Here is a 21,794-nt window from a genome sequence, read left to right as displayed (position 1 = left end):
AGGATAAAAAAGTGCGGAAAATTTTCCGCACTTTTTTATTCAAATCGATCACTTAATAAAAATTGTAAAACTGCATCCATTCTCAAATGAGGAATGCTCTCCCCTTGTTCTAAAGGCTGAGGTTCAAAACTATCGAAATCAAAGTGCGGTTGTTTTTGCCAAAATTCTGTTCTTGGTAATTTACTTGGAACCGTTCCTGGATAAAGCGTAATCGGCTGTTTATCAATAGAACGAATCCCTTGAATCGCTTTAATTTCTTTTCCTTGCTGATTCACAATCACTTGCTTTGTGGTACGAACAGCTGCAATGGCAGTGTATTCCGTATCGATTCCTTCAAATTCCACATGGCGACCACCCTCTTGCACAATTTGGCGCATTAAACTCACTAAATTAGGAATTTGATCCCGAGTAATATGATCCGCCTTCGTTGCAACAAACATTAATCGATCAATTCGCGGAGAAAACAAACGATGAAGAAAATTTCTGCTGCCATAATGGAAATTATTAAATAACTGATTTAAGCCCATTTGCATATCTAAAAAGGCTTGCTGACTGTGATTTAAAGGCGTTAAACAATCCGCCAAAATAACTTGGCGATCAAAGGTAGAAAAATAATTTTCGTAAAAACCTTTCACAATTTTATTGCGATAATAATCATAACGTTTTGTCAGCACGGCAAAATAGCTATTCGATTTAGCAGTTTTTTTCAAGGTTTGCCAATGTTCTTCCGAAAGATGAATTAATGGAAAAAATTGTAATGCGGGCGCCCCCTCTAAATCACTTGGCAATACAAATCGCCCAGGCTGAATAAATTGCATGCCTTGCGACTTACATTGGTGCAAATAATCCGTATAACTTTTCGCTATCTTAGCTAAAACATCTTCATTTGCGACCGCACTTAAATCCAAATCCTGTAACATGGAAAGCCAATTCTGCGCCAATTCTTCACGAATGCCAGTTGTAACCTTGATTTGCTCTTGTGACCATTGTTGAAAATCTAGATTTAATAACGGCAAATCGAGCAGCCACTCACCAGGATAATCAAAAATATCCAGGTAAAGCGTGCCTCGTTCTTTCAAATGACGTAGCAAGCCTGATTGACGTTGAAAACGAATGGCTAAACGCGTTTCACTCACGCCACGAGTAGACTGAAACCATTGAGGCGGATTTTGTGACAAATCATTTAAATTACTTTCATAATCAAAACGTGGCACGCTGAGATCTTGTTGGGACACTCGTTTCACCGCCAAGATTGCACCATTTCTAGCCGCTTCAAACAAGGGCAAATGCTGTGATGAATTTTGATTAATGGAGAGAAGTTGATTGATTAAACTTGTAATAAACGCCGTTTTTCCACTCCGACTTAACCCTGTTACCGCCAAACGCAAAGTGCGGTCAAAACCACGATTAATGATTTGATTGATTTCGTTTTGAACCCTATTAAACATTCAATATCCTAGCCATTTTTACTAATATGCCTTACAATTTGGCACATAATTTATCATAATGCATTTGTTATGTTACGCAAAAATCTTACGTTTTTCTGTTTTCTATTTGGTATTGGCTTGAACTCCCAACTTCAAGCGGCTCCGCGCGTACCAGAACACCTAACAGAAAACGGACTAACTTATTGTACTAATGCCTCTGGATTTTCTTTTAATCCGCAAACTGCGGATGCAGGCACCAGTATGAATGTCGTCACAGAACAAATTTATAACAAACTTTTTGAAATAAAAAACCATAGCGCGAACGTTACACCCGTACTCGCACAATCCTATTCAATATCACCAGATAACAAAGAAATTTTGATTAATTTACGCCGTGGGGTGAAATTTCATCATACGCCTTGGTTTACCCCCACTCGTGATTTTAATGCGGAAGATGTAGTGTTTTCAATCAATCGTGTGTTAGGTCATGATACTTACTTGCCAACCTTAGCAGAAACCGCAATTACCTATAAAAATCCACAATATAAAGTGTTTCACGAGCAAGCAAGAAAAGTTCGCTTTCCTTATTTTGATAGCATTAAGCTTAATGAAAAAATTAAATCAGTAACCGCACTTTCACCTTATCAAGTGAAAATTGAATTGTTTGAGCCTGATTCCTCTATCTTATCGCATCTTGCCAGTCAATATGCCATTATTTTTTCACAAGAATATGCCTATCAATTAAGCGCTGACGATAATCTCACTCAATTAGATACTCACCCCGTGGGCACAGGGCCTTATCAAGTAAAGGATTATGTGTATAACCAATATGTTCGCTTAGTGCGTAATGAAAACTATTGGAAAAAAGAAGCAAAAATTGAAAATATTATCGTGGATTTATCTACTGATCGAAACGGGCGACTCGTTAAATTTTTCAATAATGAATGTCAAATAGCCTCTTATCCTGAAGTGAGCCAAATTGGCTTATTAAAGAGCGATGATAAGCACTACTATATGCAATCCACTGACGGAATGAATTTGGCATATCTTGCCTTCAATTTTGAAAAACCATTGATGCAGGATCGTACTATTCGAGAAGCTATCTCACAAAGTTTGAACCGCGCACGTATTATTCACAACATCTATCACAATACTGCGACAGTGGCAAATAACATTATTCCTGAAATATCTTGGGCTTCTAGCGTAAACACGCCAGAATTTGACTTTGATTACAGTCCAAAAGTCGCAAAGAAAAAATTAGAAAATAAACATCTTTCGCTCAATTTATGGGTGATTAATGAAGAACAAATGTATAACCCTGCGCCTTTTAAAATGGCGGAAATGATTAAATCCGATTTAGATCAAGTCGGTGTGAAAGTGAAAGTGCGGACTGTAACACGCACATTTTTGAGTGAGCAACTTCGCAATAAATCAGAAAATTACGATTTAATTTTAGCTGGATGGTTAGCAGGAAATCTTGATCCTGACGGATTTATGCGCCCTATTTTGAGCTGTAATACGCAAAATGAAATCACAAATTTATCTAACTGGTGTAATGAAGAATTTAATAATTTAATGGATCGCGCGATTGCCACATCTAATTTATCTGAACGGGCACGTGCTTATAATGACGCTCAAGAACTGATTCTACATGAATTGCCAATTATCCCTATCGCGAATGTAAAACGCATTTTGGTAGCAAATAGCCGAGTAAAAGGCGTGGAAATGACACCTTTTGGTAGTCTTAACTTTTCTGACTTACGCTTACACAAGGAGAAACCCTAATGTTGTGGTCTGTTATTCGCCATACCCTTTGGGTAACGTTGCTCTTGCTCGTGTTATCTTTGCTAAGTTTCGTCATTTTATTGCGAGATCCGCTTAATGCTGATCTCGTCACTCACAATATTTACACCAGTTATTTTAATTATTTAAGCACCTTATTACATGGCGATTTTGGCATTACTTATAACGGTGGAAAATCTCTCATAGATTTGATTCTAACTGTGCTTCCACCCACATTAGAGCTTTGTTTTACCGCACTTTTATTGGCATTCATTCTCGGCGTGCCGCTTGGCATTATAAGTGCGGTAAATTCTCAGCATATTTTTGCAAAGAGCTTAAAAAGTTTATCTTATGTTGGTTTGTCGATCCCAATATTTTGGCTCGCACCGATTTTACTTTATGTGGCGGCGGTAAATCATTGGGAAATTGCATCTATTGGGCAATACAATTTACTCTATGAAATAAAACCGATTACTGGTTTCCCAGTCATTGATGTTTGGTTTATGGATGTGCCTTATCGCACCAAAATTGTACAAAATGTTTTACAACATTTAGCCTTACCGACACTGGTGCTTTGCATTTTGCCAACAATGGAAATTATCCGAATTATTCAACAACGAGCAGAATATGTTTTGAACCAAAATTTTGCCAAAGTTGCCACAACACGGGGTTGGTCAAAATGGAAAATTCTCCATCAATATGTATTCCGTAATACGTTTCCTCTGCTTGTTCCACAAGTACCGCGCGTGTTTACCCTAGTATTAACTCAATGTATGTTGGTAGAAACGGCTTTAGGTTGGCCTGGAATTGGTCGCTGGCTGATCGATGCCGTAACGCAACAAGATTACAATAGTATTTCTGCGGGTGTAGTTGTCATTGGCGTTTGCATTATTTTGATCGACACATTCATTAAAGCGCTTACTTTCGTGCTCGATCCATTTAAAAAGAAAGGTTGGTATGCAAGATAAAGAACCTGAAGAATTTCGAGAAAATACTTCAATATTCCAAATATGGCTACTATTTCGCAAAAATACCGTTGCGTTGTTCAGCTTTTATTTATTAACGTTGTTAATTCTAACCGCACTTTTTAGCGGTTGGATCGCACCTTATGCTCATAATATGCAGTTTGTCGGGCAAGAATTAATGCCACCATCTTGGGTCGAAAAAGGTCAAATTGCCTTTTTCTTTGGTACTGATGATTTAGGCCGTGATGTACTAAGCCGACTAATTATGGGCACAAGTTACACTATTGGATCATCATTGCTAGTCGTACTTGCCGTTGCCTTAATTGGTGGAACCCTTGGCATTGTTGCTGGTATGTTGAAAGGCTTAAAAGCGCGTTTTGTTGGTCATATTTTCGATGCCTTTTTATCTCTCCCTATTTTGCTCATTGCTATCGTAATTTCCACACTGATGGAACCGAGTTTATTGAATGCAATGTTCGCAACACTTTTAGCGATATTGCCGTATTTCATCCATGCAATTTATCGCGCAATTCAACAAGAATTGAAAAAAGATTACGTACTCATGTTAAAACTTGAGGGCATTTCTAACAGGGAATTATTAAAAAGTACGATTTTGCCAAATATCACCGTAATCTATGTTCAAGAAATTGCACGAGCATTTGTTGTCGCCATATTGGATATTAGCGCCTTGAGTTTTATTTCCCTTGGCGCACAACGACCAACCCCAGAATGGGGCGCAATGATTCGAGATTCTTTAGAACTCCTCTATCTTGCACCTTGGACAGTATTACTTCCCGGCTTTGCAATTATTTTTACCATTTTATTAAGCATTATTTTTAGCAATGGCTTAACTAAAGCTATCAACCAATATTACGAATAATTTATGGCACTACTAGACATCCGTAACCTAAATATCGAAATACAAACCTCAAACGGCCTCGTTAAGATTGTGGACGGCGTAAATTTATCGATTAATGAAGGGGAAATTTGTGGGCTTGTTGGCGAATCAGGTTCTGGTAAAAGTTTAATCGCCAAAGTAATTTGTAATGCCATCAAAGAAAACTGGATTATTACCGCAGATCGCTTTCGCTTTCATGATGTAGAGTTACTAAAACTTAGTCCCAATAAACGCCGGAAATTGGTAGGTAAAGAAATATCCATGATTTTCCAAGATCCTCTTTCTTGTCTTGATCCAAGTCGGAAAATTGGTAAACAATTAATCCAAAATATCCCAAATTGGACATTTAAAGGAAAATGGTGGCAATGGTTTGGTTGGAAAAAACGCCGTGCCGTTGAATTATTGCATCGTGTAGGGATAAAAGAACACAAAGACATTATGACAAGCTATCCTAATGAATTAACGGAAGGTGAAGGACAAAAAGTCATGATTGCTATTGCAGTAGCAAATCAGCCCCGCTTGCTTATTGCCGATGAACCGACTAATGCATTAGAAGCAACAACAGCATTACAGGTATTTCGATTACTTTCTAGTATGAACCAAAACCAAGGCACAACCGTTTTATTGGCTAGCAATGACATCAGAAGTATTAGTGAATGGTGCGATCAGATTTCTGTACTCTATTGCGGGCAAAATACGGAATCAGGCCCAACACAAATGTTGCTTGAAAGTCCTCATCATCCTTACACACAAGCGTTAATTAATGCCGTGCCTGATTTTACCCAGCCCTTAGGATTTAAAAGCAAACTAAGCACCTTAGAAGGTACCGTGCCAATTTTAGAACAAATGCCTATTGGTTGCCGTCTTGGTCCTCGTTGTCCTTTTGCACAGAAAAAATGTATTGAGAAACCAACTCGATTCAAAATAAAACAACATGAATTTTCTTGCCATTATCCAATTAATTTACGCGAGAAAACATTCAAAGAAAAAGCAACGAGCGCACCATTAACTCTTGCAAGCAAAGGAAATGAATAATGCCGTTATTACAAGTAGAAGATTTGACTAAAACCTTCAAAGGCCGCAAGCGTTTATTTGGTACGAGTGACTTTAATGCGGTAGAAAACGTAACTTTTTCTCTTGAGCGCCAACAAACCTTAGCAATTATCGGCAAAAATGGTTCTGGGAAATCAACATTAGTAAAAATGATCGCGGGCATTACACAGCCCACTTCTGGCAGAATTTTATTTAACAATAATGAATTGCAATTTGAGGATTTCCAATACCGAGCACAACATATTCGAATGGTGTTCCAAGATGCGAATTCAGCGTTTAATCCTCGCTTAAATATCGGTGAGGCATTAGATGCGCCGCTACGTTTAGCAACAGATTGGGATGAAGAACGTCGCAATCAAAAAATCTTTGAAACACTGTTACTTGTAGGGCTTTATCCCGATTACACCAATCTAAAAATCAAAAATCTTTCGATCAGCCAAAAACAGCGTGTCGCTTTAGCACGCGCGCTGATTTTAGAACCTGAAATAATTATTATAGATGATGCACTTGGCAATCTAGATGCTTCAGTACGCATTCAATTACTAAATTTAACCCTTGATTTGCAGCAACGTTTAGGTATCTCTTACATTTATGTAGGGCAAGACCTGGGCGTGATTAAACATATTGCAGACTCGGTCATCGTGATGGATAAAGGGAAAATGATAAAGATCGGTACACCTAAAACGCTATTTACCGATCCACAAACAGATGTAACTGGTCGTTTAGTGGAAAGTTATTTTGGAAAAATTTTGGATGAAAGTGCCTGGGTAAAGGAAACTCATACTAACTAAGGAAAGAAAAAATGAACACTCGTCCCTTTTATTTCGGACTTATATTTATCGCGATTATCTCTGTACTTGCCAGCTACTTAGGAAGTACCGACTTTTCTCATCACTATCATATCAGTGCCTTAATTATTGCCATCTTGCTGGGAATGGCAATCGGCAATACCATTTACCCTCAATTTTCTGCACAAGTGGAAAAAGGAGTATTATTTGCGAAAGGTCCTCTTCTTCGCACTGGCATTGTGCTGTATGGTTTTCGCCTAACTTTTGGCGATATCGCCGATGTAGGATTAAATGCTGTTGTCACTGATACAATCGTGCTAATTTCAACTTTCTTTTTTACCACACTTTTGGGTATTCGTTATCTAAAAATGGATAAACAATTGGTTTATCTCACTGGGGCTGGATGTAGTATTTGTGGTGCAGCAGCTGTAATGGCAGCAGAGCCTGTTACCAAAGCAGAATCACATAAAGTTTCAGTGGCGATTGCCGTAGTAGTCATTTTCGGGACGCTTTCTATTTTTACTTATCCATTTTTCTACACTTGGTCACAACATTTAATTAACGCTCATCAATTCGGTATTTATGTTGGCTCTAGCGTGCATGAAGTGGCTCAAGTTTATGCGATAGGGGGAAATATTGATCCTATCGTGGCGAATACAGCCGTCATTACCAAAATGATCCGAGTGATGATGCTCGCACCATTTTTATTAATGCTTTCTTGGTTATTAACGCGTAGTGATACAGTATCAGAAAATACGTCACACAAAATTACAATTCCTTGGTTTGCTGTACTTTTTATTGGCGTTGCCATTTTTAATTCTTTTGATTTATTACCAAAAGAACTTGTGAAATTATTAGTTGAAATCGATTCTTTCTTATTAATTTCAGCGATGGCTGCGCTCGGCTTAACTACGCAAGCAAGCGCAATAAAGAAAGCAGGACTAAGACCTCTGATTTTAGGGATACTGATTTATTTATGGCTAGTGATTGGGGGATTTTTAGTGAACTATGGAATATCAAAATTAATATAAAATTCACTTAAGATTGACCGCACTTTTAAAGTGCGGTCTTTTTTTATGAAGAATATTTTCAGATATAGTTATTTAAAACATGAAATTACGCTTTATTTCAAAGTACGATTTAATAAACCATCCTCTAAAAATAAAGGGCCAATTGGGCGTTTAGGAATATCAAACTTCTGCGGATAAATCACATCAACCAAATACAAGCCATCGGGTTTTGCTGTTGGTGCGGCAAGCTGACGATTTTTCTGCTCAAGTAGCCATTGCATCCATTCAATCGGCTGATTTCCAGCACCGACCTCAATCAAACTTCCCACAATATTACGCACCATATGATGCACAAAAGCATTCGCCTGAATATCAACAATAATATATTTTCCGATACGAGACACATTCAAATGATGCACATTACGCCAAGGCGTATGAGACTGACATTGTGCAGCGCGGAAAGAGGAAAAATCATGTTCCCCTAATAAAAATTGCCCTGCTTGATGCATTTTTTCAGCGTCTAAATCTAAATGGCAATGGGTCATTCCTCCCGCTAAAATCGCAGAGCGTAATTTATTACAATAAAGAATATAGCGGTAACGGCGTGCTGTTGCGGAAAATCTCGCATGGAATTCATCATCGACTTGTTTTGCCCAAGTCACTGCAATGTCATCAGGTAAATGAGCATTAGTACCAAAAGCCCAAGCCTTCTCTGGGCGAACTGCATTGGTTTCAAAATGAATAACCTGACCCGTTCCACTCACACCAGAATCAGTTCTGCCAGCACAAAATATTTCAATTTTTTCATTCGCAATATAAGAAAGCGCCTTTTCTAATTCTTCTTGTACACTGCGGACTTTTTCTTGTCTCTGCCAACCATAATAATTTTTCCCGTTATACTCAATGCCTAATGCGATTTTCATTTTTTACCTTTTGGCTTAATAAAGTGCAGTTATGGTAGCTCAAGTTTATTTGGAGCGCAAATTCACAAAATCGCTCCAGAATTAATTAACAAATAAGTGATAGCTTCTAAAAATTACAGCAATAAATGTGACATTTTTGTGATAAAGATCTCATTCTGATAATCTATCATTAGAGTTTACACTCCAAATTACCTATAATTAATCGACATATTATGAAAAACTAAAAGGAAAATTATGAAAACATTGAGTGAATTTATTGTTGAACGCCAAGCAGAATACCCAAATGCAAAAGGGGAATTGAGTGGTATTTTGTCGTCAATTCGTCTTTTAGCGAAAATTATTCACCGAGATATTAATAAAGCGGGCTTAACAAATATTCTCGGCCAATCAGGTGTTGAAAACGTACAAGGCGAAAGTCAAATGAAACTTGATTTATTCGCCCATAACACAATGAAAGCGGCATTAATGGCGCGTGAAGAAGTGGCTGGTTTTGCATCTGAAGAAGAAGAAAGTTTTATCGCGTTTGATACAGAACGTGGACGCAATGCAAAATACATTATTTTAACCGATCCCCTTGATGGTTCTTCGAATATTGATGTAAACGTATCCGTCGGTACAATTTTCTCCATTTACCGTCGCGTATCTCCAATTGGCACACCTGTCACCTTAGAGGATTTCTTACAACCAGGGAATAAACAAGTTGCCGCAGGTTATATTGTTTATGGCTCATCAACTATGTTGGTATATACCACTGGTAATGGGGTTAATGGTTTTACTTATGATCCATCAATCGGTACATTCTGTCTTTCTCACGAAAACATGCAAATGCCAAAAACTGGTCGGATTTATTCCATCAATGAAGGGCAATACCTCAAATTCCCACAAGGTGTGAAAAAATATATTAAATATTGCCAAGAAGAAGATAAAGCGACTCATCGTCCTTACGTCTCTCGCTATATTGGTTCACTTGTAGCAGACTTCCACCGCAACTTATTAAAAGGCGGCATTTATATTTACCCAAGTGCAACCAACTATCCAAATGGAAAACTCCGTTTATTATATGAAGGCAATCCAATTGCATTTTTAGCGGAGCAAGCTGATGGTATCGCAACGGATGGTTATCGTCGAATTTTAGATATCGAACCAACCGCACTTCATGAGCGTGTTCCACTATTTGTTGGTTCACAAGATATGGTGAAAAAAGCGCAAGAAATGATGGAAGAATTTAAAGAAGAATAATAAAAATCTCCTCGATTACAAAGAGGAGATTTTTATCAATAAGCTGATCAAAAAAACCGAACTTAATGTTCGGTTTTCTTTTCATTACATGATACGACGCGATTGAGTGTAAGTTCTAGCCCAGTATTCTTCATCAAGGGAACTTATCGTCACACCTTGCCCTGTACTTGCATGCATAAATTGGTTATTACCAATATAAACACCGACATGGTTATTTTTACGGAAGAAAACTAAATCGCCTTTTTTCAACTCTGATTTACTAATTTGTTTACCTAAATAACGTTGTTCAGCTGTCGAACGAGGCAACTCAATGCCAAATGCTTCAGAAAAAGTTGTTTGCATAAATGCAGAACAATCAATACCACGTTTGGTTGTACCGCCCATACGATAAGCGGTTCCCACCCATTCATTATACACACCAGCTAAAGCCTTATCCCCCATTAAAGCTGATGAACGGTTTGTTCTCACTTTGTGGAAAATCCCTGAACGATTACCTTTTTCTAAATTACTAATCAAACCGGTTAATTGAGCATCATCACTTTCTGAAATAACTTGGTGATTTGCCGTTCGAGGCCCATTAGAACAGGCGGTTGCGAGGGTCGCTAAACCGATAATAACTAAAATTCTTTTCAACATAATTTAAAATAATTAAAAGATATAAAAATATAATTCTGCCCGAGACTATCAAAATTTGAATTAAATTGCCAGTAAAAATCCAATTTTAATGGGATTTTTGTGATCTTTTGCGCAATTTTGGTTTAATTTGTACCACCCACGGTAATTTCATCAATTTTTAGTGCGGGCTGTCCAACACCGACTGGCACACTTTGCCCCTCTTTACCACAAACTCCGATACCTAAATCAAGTTCTGATTTATCTGCAACCATAGAAATCTTTTGCATCACTTCAATGCCGCTGCCAATTAAAGTTGCGCCCTTCACTGGTTTGGTGATTTTTCCTTTTTCAATTAAATAAGCTTCTGAAGTGGAAAATACAAATTTACCAGACGTAATATCCACTTGACCACCACCAAAGTGCGGTGCATAAATGCCCTGTTCTACAGAAGCAATCAAATCATCAAACTGACTTTGTCCTGCAAGCATATAGGTGTTAGTCATTCTAGGCATTGGTAAATGGGCATAAGACTCACGTCGTCCATTTCCCGTTGGAGCCACACCCATCAAACGGGCATTCATTTTATCTTGCATGTAACCTTGCAAAATCCCTTCTTTGATGAGTACATTGCACTGGCTTGGCACACCTTCATCATCAATAGTTAATGAACCTCGACGATTTTCAATCGTACCATCATCCACGATCGTACATAACGGTGAAGTCACTTGCTCACCAATCTTGCCTGTAAAAAGTGAACTTTCTTTACGGTTAAAATCCCCTTCTAAACCATGCCCTACCGCCTCGTGTAACAACACGCCTGGCCAACCTGCGCCTAATACCACTGGCATTAATCCTGCTGGTGCTGCAACTGCACTAAGGTTTACTAAGGCTTGACGAACCGCTTCTTTAGCAAAAAGTACTGCTCTAATATCGCCATCAATCACTTCAAAGAACCAATCTAAACCGAAACGCCCACCAGAACCACAACTTCCTCGTTCACGTTTTCCATTTTCTTCTACTAACACAGAAATAGATAAGCGAACTAAAGGACGAATATCTGCCGCTAGCGTACCATCCGTCGCCATGACTAATACTTCTTCATAAACGGAACTAAGACTTGCTGATACACGGGTTACGCGATGGTCTTCCGCGCGTGCTGTACGATCAACTAAATGTAATAGCTCAATTTTTTTCTCTTTAGTCAAACTTTCCAAAGGATTAATCGCTGCATAACGAGCAATAGGATTTACAACATTAAAAGCGGATGGGGAAATCAAATTCCCCTGTTTGACTTGCGCAATTCCCTTTACCGCCTCTGCACATTGCTGCAAAGAAGCAAGATTAATTTGATCGGCATAAGCAAAGCCTGTTTTCTCACCAGAAACTGCCCGCACGCCAACACCACGATCAATATGAAAACCGCCTTCTTTTATAATGCCATCTTCCAATACCCAACTTTCATCTTGGCTAAGTTGAAAATACAGATCAGCATAATCAATATTGCGATGCGACATCATATCGAAAATATTGAGCAATGCTTTAGTTGAAAGATTACTTGGTGTCAGTAATGTATTTGAAACTTGGTTTAACATATTTTTTCCAGTCTAAAAGTAAATATCTTGTAAGAGCTTGTGTCCGTTTGGTGCAACAGCACTGATTAAAATCGGATGAATAAAGTGCGGTTAATTTTGAGGTTATTTTTCCAAATGCGCTAATCCAAATTGATACAAAGCATTCTTCTTATAACCATACAACTCAGCAACAATAGCAGCTGCTTTTTTTAGCGGTAATTCTTCTGCAATTAATTCAAGTGCCTTCACCGCTTGTGGAGAAATTTCATCGTTATTGTCAGACTTTGGTTTGCCTTCCACAATCAAAACCATCTCGCCTTTTGTACGATTAGGATCTTCTAAAAGCCATTCGCGTAAATTTTTAATCGTATTACCCATAATCGTTTCCCAAGTTTTAGTAATTTCACGGGCTAACACAATATATCGTTCTTCCCCTAACACCGATTGCATATCTTCTAGCGTATCTAAAATACGGTGAGTGGATTCATAAAAAATTAAAGTACGGTCTTCTTCTGCGATATTTTCTAATTTATCTTTGCGGGCTTTACTTTTCGCTGGTAAAAAACCTTCAAAACAAAATCTATCAGAAGCAATCCCTGATGCGCAAAGTGCGGTAATTGCCGCACATGCCCCAGGCAAAGGAACAACACGAATACCAGCCTCACGGCATTGGCGTACTAAATGAAAACCAGGATCACTAATTAATGGCGTCCCCGCATCAGAAATTAAAGCAATATTGCTACCTTTCTTGAGTTTGTCCACCAAAATATGGGCTTTTTCTTGTTCATTGTGATCATGCAAAGCAAAAAATGGCTTTTTAATGCCGTAATGACTTAATAGAAGACCACTATGACGGGTATCTTCTGCGGCAATTAAATCCACTTGCGCAAAAGTATCTAAAGCGCGCTGGGTAATATCCTGTAAATTGCCAATCGGTGTGGCAACAATATATAAAATTCCGGTTAAATCAGTCATTTTTGTTTGCTTTTAAGTTATGAGATAAGTAAGATCTGCCACAACTATTGTCTGTTCATGATGGAGCAAGAATGTCTATTCTATTACAAGGCGGACGTTTTAAAAAACGTTTAATGCCAATTTTATTGTCAATGGCCTTAGCTGGCTGTTCAAATCTACTTGGCAGCAGTTTTACGCAAACTTTACAACAAGATGCGAATGCAAGTTCTGAATTTTATATGAATAAATTAGGACAAGCACAAGAACTTGAAGATCAACAAACCTATAAATTGCTCGCAGCTCGCGTGTTAATCAGTGAAAATAAAGTTGAACAATCAGAAGCTTTATTAAGTGAATTAGGTGAATTAAATGATGCGCAAAAATTAGATCGTGCATTAATTGAAGCGAGAATTTCTGCTGCAAAAAATGCTAATGAAGTCGCGCAAAATCAATTACGTGCATTGGATTTAAATAAATTAAGCCCGTCACAAAAATCTCGTTATTACGAAACCTTAGCTATTGTTGCTGAAAACCGAAAAGACATCATTGAAGCCGTAAAAGCTCGGGTAAAAATTGATGAGAATTTAACGGATGTACAACGTCGCCAAGATAATGTTGATAAAACTTGGACATTGTTACGTTCAGCAAATACTGGTGTAATCAATAATGCTTCAGATGAAGGCAGCGCGGCTTTAGGCGGTTGGTTAAACTTAATCAAAACCTACAATGATTATATTCGTCAACCAGTTCAATTAAGCCAAGCATTGCAAAGTTGGAAAAATGCTTACCCAAATCATGCTGCCGCAACGTTATTCCCAAAAGAATTGCTTACATTGCTTAATTTCCAACAAACGAATGTGTCACAAATTGGTTTACTCTTGCCATTAAGTGGTGACGGACAAATTCTTGGTACAACCATTCAATCGGGTTTCAATGATGCGAAAGGTAACTCAACAATTCCAGTGCAAGTATTTGATACCTCAATGAATTCTGTACAAGATATCATTGCACAAGCAAAACAAGCGGGGATTAAAACATTAGTTGGTCCATTACTAAAACAAAATCTTGATGTGATTTTAGCGGATCCTGCACAAATTCAAGGTATGGATGTGCTTGCATTAAATGCAACACCAAATTCTCGTGCAATTGGTCAACTTTGCTATTATGGACTTTCACCAGAAGATGAAGCAGAGTCAGCAGCCAATAAAATGTGGAATGATGGAATTCGTAGTCCACTCGTCGCCATGCCGCAAAATGATTTAGGACAACGCGTAGGCAATGCCTTTAATGTGCGTTGGCAACAATTAGCGGGCACAGATGCGAATATTCGTTACTATAATTTACCAGCGGATGTCACTTATTTCCTTCAAGAAAATGGTTCAAATTCAACCGCACTTTACGTGGTCGCCAATCCAGATGAATTGGTTGAAATGAAAGGATATTTAACGAATAGCGCACCAAATTTACGTATTTATGCAAGCTCACGCTCAAGCTCCAATGCAGCAAGCAGCAATCCTGAGTTTGTCGCTCAAATGAATGGCGTTCAATTTAGTGATATTCCATTTTTTAAAGAAACCAATTCACCACAATATCAAAAACTCGCCAAAACAACTGGCGGTGAATATCAATTAATGCGTTTATACGCAATGGGCGCGGATGCTTGGTTACTCATCAATCAATTTAATGAATTACGCCAAGTACCAGGATATCGCTTAAGTGGTTTAACTGGTATTTTAAGTGCGGGTACAAATTGTAATGTTGAACGCGATATGACTTGGTATCAATATCAAGATGGTGCAGTTGTGCCGGTCGCAAACTAATGTTTTCTTTAAAACGTCAACAAGGGGCGAGCTTTGAGCATCAAGCTCGCCTTTTTTTAGAATCAAAAGGCTTAAAATTTATTGCGGCTAATCAAAATTTCAAATGTGGTGAACTTGATCTTATTATGAATGACAAAGGAACCATCGTTTTTGTTGAAGTTCGCCAGCGTTCTAATCATGCCTTTGGCTCTGCAATAGAAAGCGTAGATTGGCAAAAACAACAAAAATGGTTGGATGCTGCAAATTTATGGCTAATGAAACAAAACATGAGTTTAGAAGACGCCGATTGTCGTTTTGATTTAATCGCCTTTGGCAAAACGCCCCAAGATATTCAATGGATTCCTAATTTTCTCGATTAATGGCTTTTTATGATGTTACAAAAAGTAAAAGATATTTATAGCGAAAGTATTCAAATTCAAATTGCTGCATCTAGCATGCTTTCGGAAAATATTGCTAACGCTACCCAAATGGTGATGCAATGTTTGCTAGGCGGCAATAAGGTGATCGCTTGTGGCGTCTCGCGTTCTTATGCCAATGCACAGTTTCTCGTATCTAACTTACTTAATCGATACGATTTAGCAAGACCGAGTTTTCCCTCTGTACTCTTAAGTTTAGAAAGTGCGGTGGGTTCTTCTCTTGTTTTTGAACACTCGCCTGAAGAATTGTATTGTCACCAATTTAATGCCGTTGCCAAACCGGGCGACTTACTTATCGCTTTTGCACCTTTGGGAACAGAGAAAATCGTGCTAAATACTATTTCTCATGCAGTAAATAAAGAAGTTAATGTCATTGCACTCACAGGCTCTAATAACGATTCAATTCAAGGAATTTTAGCCGATAGTGATTTAGAAATATCGATTCCAGCAACCAAAGAAAGTCGAGTCCTAGAAAACCATCTTTTTGTTATTAATGCCCTTTGTGAATTAGTTGACCATACGTTGTTCCCAAGTGCTTGACAGAAAAATAAATTACTTTCAAACTACCAGTAGTTCAATCTCAAAAGGAGTTAATATGAAATTATCCCCATTAAAAAAACTGGCTATCGTACTTGGAACAACAATCTTTTTACAGGGATGTGTTGCAGCTGTGATTGGAGGTGGAGCTGTAGCAGCTAAAGTAGGTACCGATCCTCGAACAACTGGGGCACAAATTGATGACGAAACACTCGAATTCAAAGTAGAAAATGCCGTTGAAAAAGATGCCCAAATTAAGTCTGAAGGTCGTGTAAATGCCGTATCCTACAATGGTCGAGTGCTTTTAATCGGTCAAGTTCCTAATAGTGGCGTAAAGGACACTGCCACAGCTCTTGCAAAAGGTGTTGAAGGTGTCAATGACATTTATAACGAGCTGACTGTTGGCCCGAAAATCTCTTTTGCACAAATCAGCAAAGACAGTTGGATTACTACGCAAGTCAAATCAAAAATGTTAGTCGATGATCGAGTTAAAGCAACCGATGTTAAAGTTATTAGTGAAAACGGAGAAGTTTTCCTACTCGGTACAGTGACTCATGCCCAAGCTGATGCGGCCGCAGATATTGCGAGCAAAATCAGTGGCGTGAAAAAAGTAATTAAAGTTTTCAAATATCTCAACTAATCTTCAAAGTGCGGTAAAAATTCAACGAATTTCAACCGCACTTTTCTCATTTTTACAAGTAAAAAAATTTGATTTTTTTGCTCTTTCGAAAAAACCATTTATTTTTAAATAAGTTACCTATTGTCAATAATTCAAGCAAAAAATTTATTGCTTGATCTCAAGCAAAAAACACATTACCTTGTGCATAATTTTATTACAAACACTATATCTTGTGTTTAACATCGCATAATAACAAGGGTCGTACAATGAATAAAAGCTTAATGGTAACCAAGCGTGATGGCACGCAGGAACAGATCAATCTTGATAAAATCCACCGTGTTATTACATGGGCAGCAGAAGGTCTAGACAATGTTTCTGTTTCCCAAGTTGAGCTTCGCTCACACATTCAATTTTATGAAGGCATTCGCACTTCAGACATTCACGAAACCATTATTAAAGCAGCTGCAGATTTAATCAGCAAAGATACGCCTGATTATCAATTTTTAGCTGCTCGCTTAGCGATTTTCCATTTACGTAAAAAAGCCTACGGTCATTTCGATCCCCCTCGTTTATACGATCACGTCAAAAAATTAGTACGCATGGGCAAATATGATCACGCCTTATTGGATGATTATACTCGTGAAGAGTGGGACACAATGGACGGATTCATCGACCATTGGCGTGATATGACATTCTCTTATGCTGCCGTAAAACAATTAGAAGGTAAGTATTTAGTTCAAAACCGTGTGACGGGAGAAATCTATGAATCAGCACAATTCCTCTATTTACTGGTTGCCGCGAGTTTATTCTCTAAATATCCTAAAGAAACGCGTTTGGATTATGTAAAACGTTTCTACGATGCAACATCTACCTTCAAAATTTCCTTACCAACGCCAATTATGGCGGGAGTGCGCACACCTACTCGTCAGTTCAGCTCTTGCGTATTAATTGAATGTGATGACAGCTTAGATTCAATCAATGCAACGGCATCCGCTATTGTGAAATATGTTTCACAACGCGCGGGAATTGGTATCAATGCAGGTGCAATTCGTGCATTAGGTAGTGAGATTCGTGGTGGTGAAGCATTCCATACAGGTTGTATTCCATTCTATAAATACTTCCAAACTGCGGTGAAATCTTGCTCGCAGGGTGGCGTTCGTGGCGGTGCTGCGACACTTTATTATCCTATTTGGCACTTAGAAGCGGAAAGCTTGCTTGTGTTAAAAAATAACCGTGGTGTAGAAGACAACCGCGTTCGTCATATGGATTATGGCGTCCAATTAAACAAATTAATGTATCAACGTTTAATTAAAGGTGGGGAGATTACTTTATTTAGTCCATCAGATGTACCTGGACTTTATGAAGCATTCTTTGCGGATCAAGACAAATTTGAAGAACTTTACGTAAAATACGAACAAGATCCAACTATCCGCAAACGCACTGTCAAAGCAGTTGAGATTTTCTCTTTATTAATGCAAGAACGTGCATCAACAGGTCGTATCTACATTCAAAACGTAGACCACTGTAATACTCACTCTCCGTTTGATCCACAAGTGGCACCAGTTCGCCAATCTAACTTATGTTTAGAAATCGCGTTACCAACGAAACCACTTCAGCACATTAATGATGAAAATGGAGAAATCGCACTTTGTACCCTTTCCGCATTTAACTTAGGTAAGATTGAAAACTTAGATGAATTAGAAAAACTTGCCGATCTTGCTGTGCGTTCACTTGATGCATTATTAGATTATCAAAATTATCCTGTTGTGGCGGCAAAACATAGTTCACTTGCTCGTCGTGCATTAGGTATCGGTGTAATTAACTATGCTTATTATCTTGCGAAAAATGGTGTTCGTTATTCTGATGGTTCAGCTAATGATTTAACTCACCGCACTTTTGAAGCCATTCAATACTATTTATTGAAAGCCTCTATGAACTTAGCAAAAGAGCAAGGTGCTTGCGAATACTTCAATGAAACCACTTATGCAAAAGGCATTTTACCTATTGATACCTATAAGAAAGATTTAGATGCCTTAACGCAAGAGCCATTACATTATGATTGGGAAAGCTTGCGTAAAGATATTCAAGAATTTGGTTTACGTAACTCAACATTAACCGCCTTAATGCCATCGGAAACATCATCGCAAATTTCAAATGCGACTAATGGTATTGAGCCACCACGTGGTCATGTAAGTATTAAAGCCTCAAAAGATGGTATCCTAAAACAAGTTGTACCTGAATACGAAAACTTAAGCGACAACTACGAATTACTTTGGGATATCCCAAGCAATGACGGCTACTTGCACTTGGTCGGTATTATGCAAAAATTCGTAGACCAAGCGATCTCCGCTAACACCAACTACGATCCGAAACGTTTTGAAGACGGTAAAGTACCAATGAAAGTGTTGTTAAAAGATCTTTTAACCGCTTACAAATACGGCTTAAAAACCCTTTACTACCAAAACACCCGCGATGGTGCTGAAGATGCTCAAGAAGATCTTGATGACGGCTGTGCAGGTGGGGCTTGTAAAATCTAACTATTTACTTTCAAATTATTAGCGGGCTTTAACCCGCTACTTGTAACCTATTAATTACTATCGGCAAAATTAAGGTTGCCAAAACGGGGAACAATATATGGCATACACTACTTTCTCACAAACTAAAAACGACCAATTAAAAGAACCAATGTTCTTTGGTCAAAACGTTAACGTTGCGCGTTACGATCAACAAAAATATGAGACGTTTGAAAAGCTCATTGAAAAACAACTTTCCTTCTTCTGGCGTCCGGAAGAAGTGGATGTGTCGCAAGACCGTATCGACTATGCCGCGTTACCTGAACATGAAAAACACATTTTCATCAGTAACTTAAAATATCAAACCTTGTTAGATTCCATTCAAGGCCGTAGTCCGAACGTGGCATTATTGCCTTTAGTGTCTATTCCTGAATTAGAAACTTGGATCGAGACTTGGACATTCTCTGAAACCATTCACTCTCGTTCTTACACCCACATTATTCGTAATATTGTGAACGATCCCTCTATTGTGTTCGATGATATCGTGACTAACGAAGAAATTATTAAACGTGCACGTGATATTTCTTCTTACTACGATGATTTAATTCGCGACAGCCAACTTTATAGCCTATACGGCGAAGGCACTTACACTGTAGATGGTAAAGAATGTGTCGTCACATTACGTAATTTGAAAAAACAACTTTACCTTTGCTTGATGAGTGTGAACGCACTTGAAGCCATTCGTTTCTATGTATCCTTTGCTTGCTCGTTTGCTTTTGCAGAACGTCAATTAATGGAAGGTAATGCGAAAATTATTAAATTTATCGCACGTGATGAAGCCTTACACCTAACTGGTACGCAGCATATTTTAAATATTATGGCTGCAGGTCAAGACGACCCAGAAATGGCAGAAATTGCTGAAGAATGTAAACAAGAAGCCTATGATCTATTTTTAGCCGCTGCGGAACAAGAAAAGGACTGGGCTGATTACTTGTTCAAAGACGGTTCTATGATCGGTTTGAACAAAGACATTTTGGTGCAATACGTGGAATACATCACCAATATCCGTATGCAAGCGGTCGGTCTTCCATTGCCATTTGGTGCGCGTTCTAACCCAATTCCATGGATTAACGCATGGCTTGTTTCTGACAACGTACAAGTGGCGCCACAAGAAGTGGAAGTGAGTTCTTACCTTGTAGGTCAAATTGATTCAAAAGTTGATACGAATGATTTTGGGGATTTCAATCTATAATTAAAAATACATAAGAAAATAACCGCACTTTAGAATATTCTTTTTAAATATTTAAAGTGCGGTTAATTTTTTGTTCATTTTAAAAGACTTTCTAACAAAGAAAGCCTTTTATTTATTAGATTTCTAATAACAATCTTGTTGGGTCTTCCAACAATTCTTTAATCGTTACCAAGAAACCAACAGATTCACGGCCGTCAATTAAACGATGATCGTAAGATAAAGCAAGATACATCATCGGGCGAATCACAACTTGACCATTAAGCGCAATCGGGCGTTCTTTAATTGCATGCATTCCTAAAATTGCACTTTGTGGCGGGTTGATAATTGGGGTGGACATAAGAGAACCAAATACACCGCCATTTGTAATAGTAAAATTGCCGCCAGTAAGATCTTCTACAGTCAATTTGCCATCACGACCTTTTTCAGCTAATGCTTTAATTTGTTTTTCGATCTCTGCCATACTGAGCTTATCGCAATCGCGAAGCACTGGAGTGACTAATCCACGAGGAGTCGAAACCGCAATACTAATATCAAAATAGTTATGGTAAACAACATCATCCCCATCAATAGAAGCATTCACTTCAGGATAACGTTTTAATGCTTCTACAACAGCTTTAATATAAAAAGACATAAATCCTAAACGAACACCATGCTGTTTTTCAAATTTTTCACCATAGGTTTTACGCAAAGTCATTATGGGCTGCATATCCACTTCATTGAAAGTAGTAAGCATTGCTGTACTGTTTTTGGCTTCAAGTAAACGTTCAGCAATACGTTTACGCAAACGGGTCATTGGTACACGTTTTTCAGAACGTGCACTATAAGCTACCGTACTAATTGTATTTTGCTCAGTGGCAACGTCTTGTTTCGCTTGCAGTGCTTGTCGTTTTGCGATTTCACGTTCAATATCTTCACGCGTTAAACGGCCACCCACGCCCGAACCTTGAATTTGCTCTGCTTGTAAATCATGTTCTGCTAATAAACGACGAATCGCAGGGCCTTGATCCGCATTGTGATTATGACTATTTTCAATCGCTGCATGTTGACGATCAGATGGTGTAGGTTCATTCGTTACTTTTAACGTTGCAGAACTGACATCCCCTTCTTGAGCCGTAGAAATTTTGCCTAGCAGTTGTTTACTCACCACAGTTTCGCCCTCAGCTTGAACAACTTCTGCCAGTACGCCATCAGAAAGTGCGGGCACTTCTAGCACGACTTTATCCGTTTCAATTTCTACAATAACTTCATCACGTTTAACAGTATCACCTACTTTTTTATGCCAAGTAACCACGGTTGCATCCGCAACTGATTCAGGTAGGTCTGGAACAAGAATTTCAATGGTCATTTTATTTTCCTTATCTCTTAAAGTGCAACTTATTGCACTGAATTACTCTTTTACTTTTTATCCAGGA

General features: G+C 38.3%; 19 protein-coding genes. 13 read left to right on the top strand and 6 right to left on the bottom strand.

The features are described 5' to 3' along the window. Positions 1–35: 35 nt before the first annotated feature. The gene (locus tag DV427_RS07125) at positions 36–1,448 is read right to left on the bottom strand and encodes a YcjX family GTP-binding protein (protein ID WP_114891816.1); all 1,413 of its coding nucleotides are present in this window, start codon (positions 1,446–1,448) and stop codon (positions 36–38) included. 69 nt (positions 1,449–1,517) lie between these two features. Here DV427_RS07125 and DV427_RS07120 point away from each other — a divergent pair, with 69 nt between their 5' ends. From DV427_RS07120 to DV427_RS07095, 6 genes are read left to right on the top strand one after another with little or no spacing between them, the layout of a single operon-like run. After that, entirely contained in the window at positions 1,518–3,212 is a 1,695-nt protein-coding gene (locus DV427_RS07120; RefSeq protein ID WP_114891815.1) for an ABC transporter substrate-binding protein, read from the top strand. Continuing rightward, a complete protein-coding gene (locus DV427_RS07115) occupies positions 3,212–4,177 on the top strand; it encodes an ABC transporter permease (protein ID WP_114891814.1) in 966 nt (321 codons plus the stop codon). Before DV427_RS07120 ends, DV427_RS07115 begins: the two co-directional genes overlap by 1 nt. Beyond that, entirely contained in the window at positions 4,167–5,054 is an 888-nt protein-coding gene (locus DV427_RS07110) for an ABC transporter permease subunit (protein WP_114891813.1), read from the top strand. Before DV427_RS07115 ends, DV427_RS07110 begins: the two co-directional genes overlap by 11 nt. A 3-nt stretch (positions 5,055–5,057) precedes the next feature. After that, positions 5,058–6,107, top strand: a complete 1,050-nt coding sequence (locus DV427_RS07105) for a peptide ABC transporter ATP-binding protein (RefSeq protein WP_114891812.1) — start codon at positions 5,058–5,060, stop codon at positions 6,105–6,107. Beyond that, entirely contained in the window at positions 6,107–6,916 is an 810-nt protein-coding gene (locus tag DV427_RS07100) for a peptide ABC transporter ATP-binding protein (protein WP_114891811.1), read from the top strand. The genes DV427_RS07105 and DV427_RS07100 overlap by 1 nt, the downstream gene beginning before the upstream one ends. 11 nt (positions 6,917–6,927) lie before the next feature. Further along, positions 6,928–7,944 carry a YeiH family protein gene (locus tag DV427_RS07095; RefSeq protein WP_114891810.1) on the top strand — a complete coding sequence of 339 codons (1,017 nt, stop codon included), beginning with the start codon at positions 6,928–6,930 and terminating at the stop codon, positions 7,942–7,944. A 92-nt stretch (positions 7,945–8,036) separates the two neighbouring features. Here the strand turns inward: DV427_RS07095 and truA are convergent, their stop codons facing one another. Next, positions 8,037–8,846: a tRNA pseudouridine(38-40) synthase TruA gene (gene truA / locus DV427_RS07090; protein WP_114891809.1), complete on the bottom strand. Its 810-nt coding sequence runs from the start codon at positions 8,844–8,846 to the stop codon at positions 8,037–8,039. Positions 8,847–9,080: 234 nt separating this feature from the next. Between truA and fbp the strand changes: the two genes are divergently transcribed. After that, positions 9,081–10,085 carry a class 1 fructose-bisphosphatase gene (fbp, locus tag DV427_RS07085; protein ID WP_114891808.1) on the top strand — a complete coding sequence of 335 codons (1,005 nt, stop codon included), beginning with the start codon at positions 9,081–9,083 and terminating at the stop codon, positions 10,083–10,085. A gap of 84 nt (positions 10,086–10,169) precedes the next feature. Here fbp and DV427_RS07080 read toward each other — a convergent pair whose 3' ends face one another. From DV427_RS07080 to rsmI, 3 genes are all read right to left on the bottom strand, one after another. Then, the gene (locus tag DV427_RS07080) at positions 10,170–10,721 is read right to left on the bottom strand and encodes an NlpC/P60 family protein (protein WP_005635820.1); all 552 of its coding nucleotides are present in this window, start codon (positions 10,719–10,721) and stop codon (positions 10,170–10,172) included. Positions 10,722–10,843: 122 nt separating this feature from the next. Further along, entirely contained in the window at positions 10,844–12,292 is a 1,449-nt protein-coding gene (gene tldD / locus DV427_RS07075; RefSeq protein ID WP_114891807.1) for a metalloprotease TldD, read from the bottom strand. A 102-nt stretch (positions 12,293–12,394) separates the two neighbouring features. Next, on the bottom strand, positions 12,395–13,246 hold the full coding sequence (rsmI, locus tag DV427_RS07070; RefSeq protein WP_114891806.1) for a 16S rRNA (cytidine(1402)-2'-O)-methyltransferase: 852 nt from the start codon (positions 13,244–13,246) through the stop codon (positions 12,395–12,397). A 71-nt stretch (positions 13,247–13,317) separates the two neighbouring features. On the opposite strand from rsmI, the gene DV427_RS07065 reads away from it, so the two are divergent. The 6 genes from DV427_RS07065 to nrdB all read left to right on the top strand — a co-directional run bounded on the left by DV427_RS07065 (position 13,318) and on the right by nrdB (position 20,382). Beyond that, on the top strand, positions 13,318–15,045 hold the full coding sequence (locus tag DV427_RS07065) for a penicillin-binding protein activator (protein ID WP_114891805.1): 1,728 nt from the start codon (positions 13,318–13,320) through the stop codon (positions 15,043–15,045). Further along, positions 15,045–15,404 (top strand): YraN family protein, encoded by a 360-nt coding sequence (locus DV427_RS07060; protein WP_048954017.1) that lies wholly within the window; start codon positions 15,045–15,047, stop codon positions 15,402–15,404. Before DV427_RS07065 ends, DV427_RS07060 begins: the two co-directional genes overlap by 1 nt. Positions 15,405–15,416: 12 nt before the next feature. Further along, positions 15,417–16,001 carry a D-sedoheptulose-7-phosphate isomerase gene (locus DV427_RS07055; protein ID WP_114891804.1) on the top strand — a complete coding sequence of 195 codons (585 nt, stop codon included), beginning with the start codon at positions 15,417–15,419 and terminating at the stop codon, positions 15,999–16,001. 55 nt (positions 16,002–16,056) lie between these two features. After that, positions 16,057–16,638 (top strand): division/outer membrane stress-associated lipid-binding lipoprotein, encoded by a 582-nt coding sequence (gene dolP / locus DV427_RS07050; protein WP_114891803.1) that lies wholly within the window; start codon positions 16,057–16,059, stop codon positions 16,636–16,638. A 245-nt stretch (positions 16,639–16,883) separates the two neighbouring features. Next, complete coding sequence (nrdA, locus tag DV427_RS07045) at positions 16,884–19,154, top strand: class 1a ribonucleoside-diphosphate reductase subunit alpha (RefSeq protein WP_114891802.1); 2,271 nt, start codon at positions 16,884–16,886, stop codon at positions 19,152–19,154. A 97-nt stretch (positions 19,155–19,251) separates the two neighbouring features. Beyond that, on the top strand, positions 19,252–20,382 hold the full coding sequence (nrdB, locus tag DV427_RS07040) for a class Ia ribonucleoside-diphosphate reductase subunit beta (protein ID WP_114891801.1): 1,131 nt from the start codon (positions 19,252–19,254) through the stop codon (positions 20,380–20,382). A 115-nt stretch (positions 20,383–20,497) separates the two neighbouring features. Here the strand turns inward: nrdB and odhB are convergent, their stop codons facing one another. Then, the gene (gene odhB / locus DV427_RS07035) at positions 20,498–21,727 is read right to left on the bottom strand and encodes a 2-oxoglutarate dehydrogenase complex dihydrolipoyllysine-residue succinyltransferase (RefSeq protein ID WP_114891800.1); all 1,230 of its coding nucleotides are present in this window, start codon (positions 21,725–21,727) and stop codon (positions 20,498–20,500) included. Positions 21,728–21,794 lie beyond the last annotated feature (67 nt).

Source organism: Haemophilus haemolyticus (genome assembly GCF_003351405.1).
GTDB lineage: Bacteria > Pseudomonadota > Gammaproteobacteria > Enterobacterales > Pasteurellaceae > Haemophilus > Haemophilus haemolyticus_N.
This window is presented reverse-complemented; position numbering and strand designations above follow the sequence as displayed.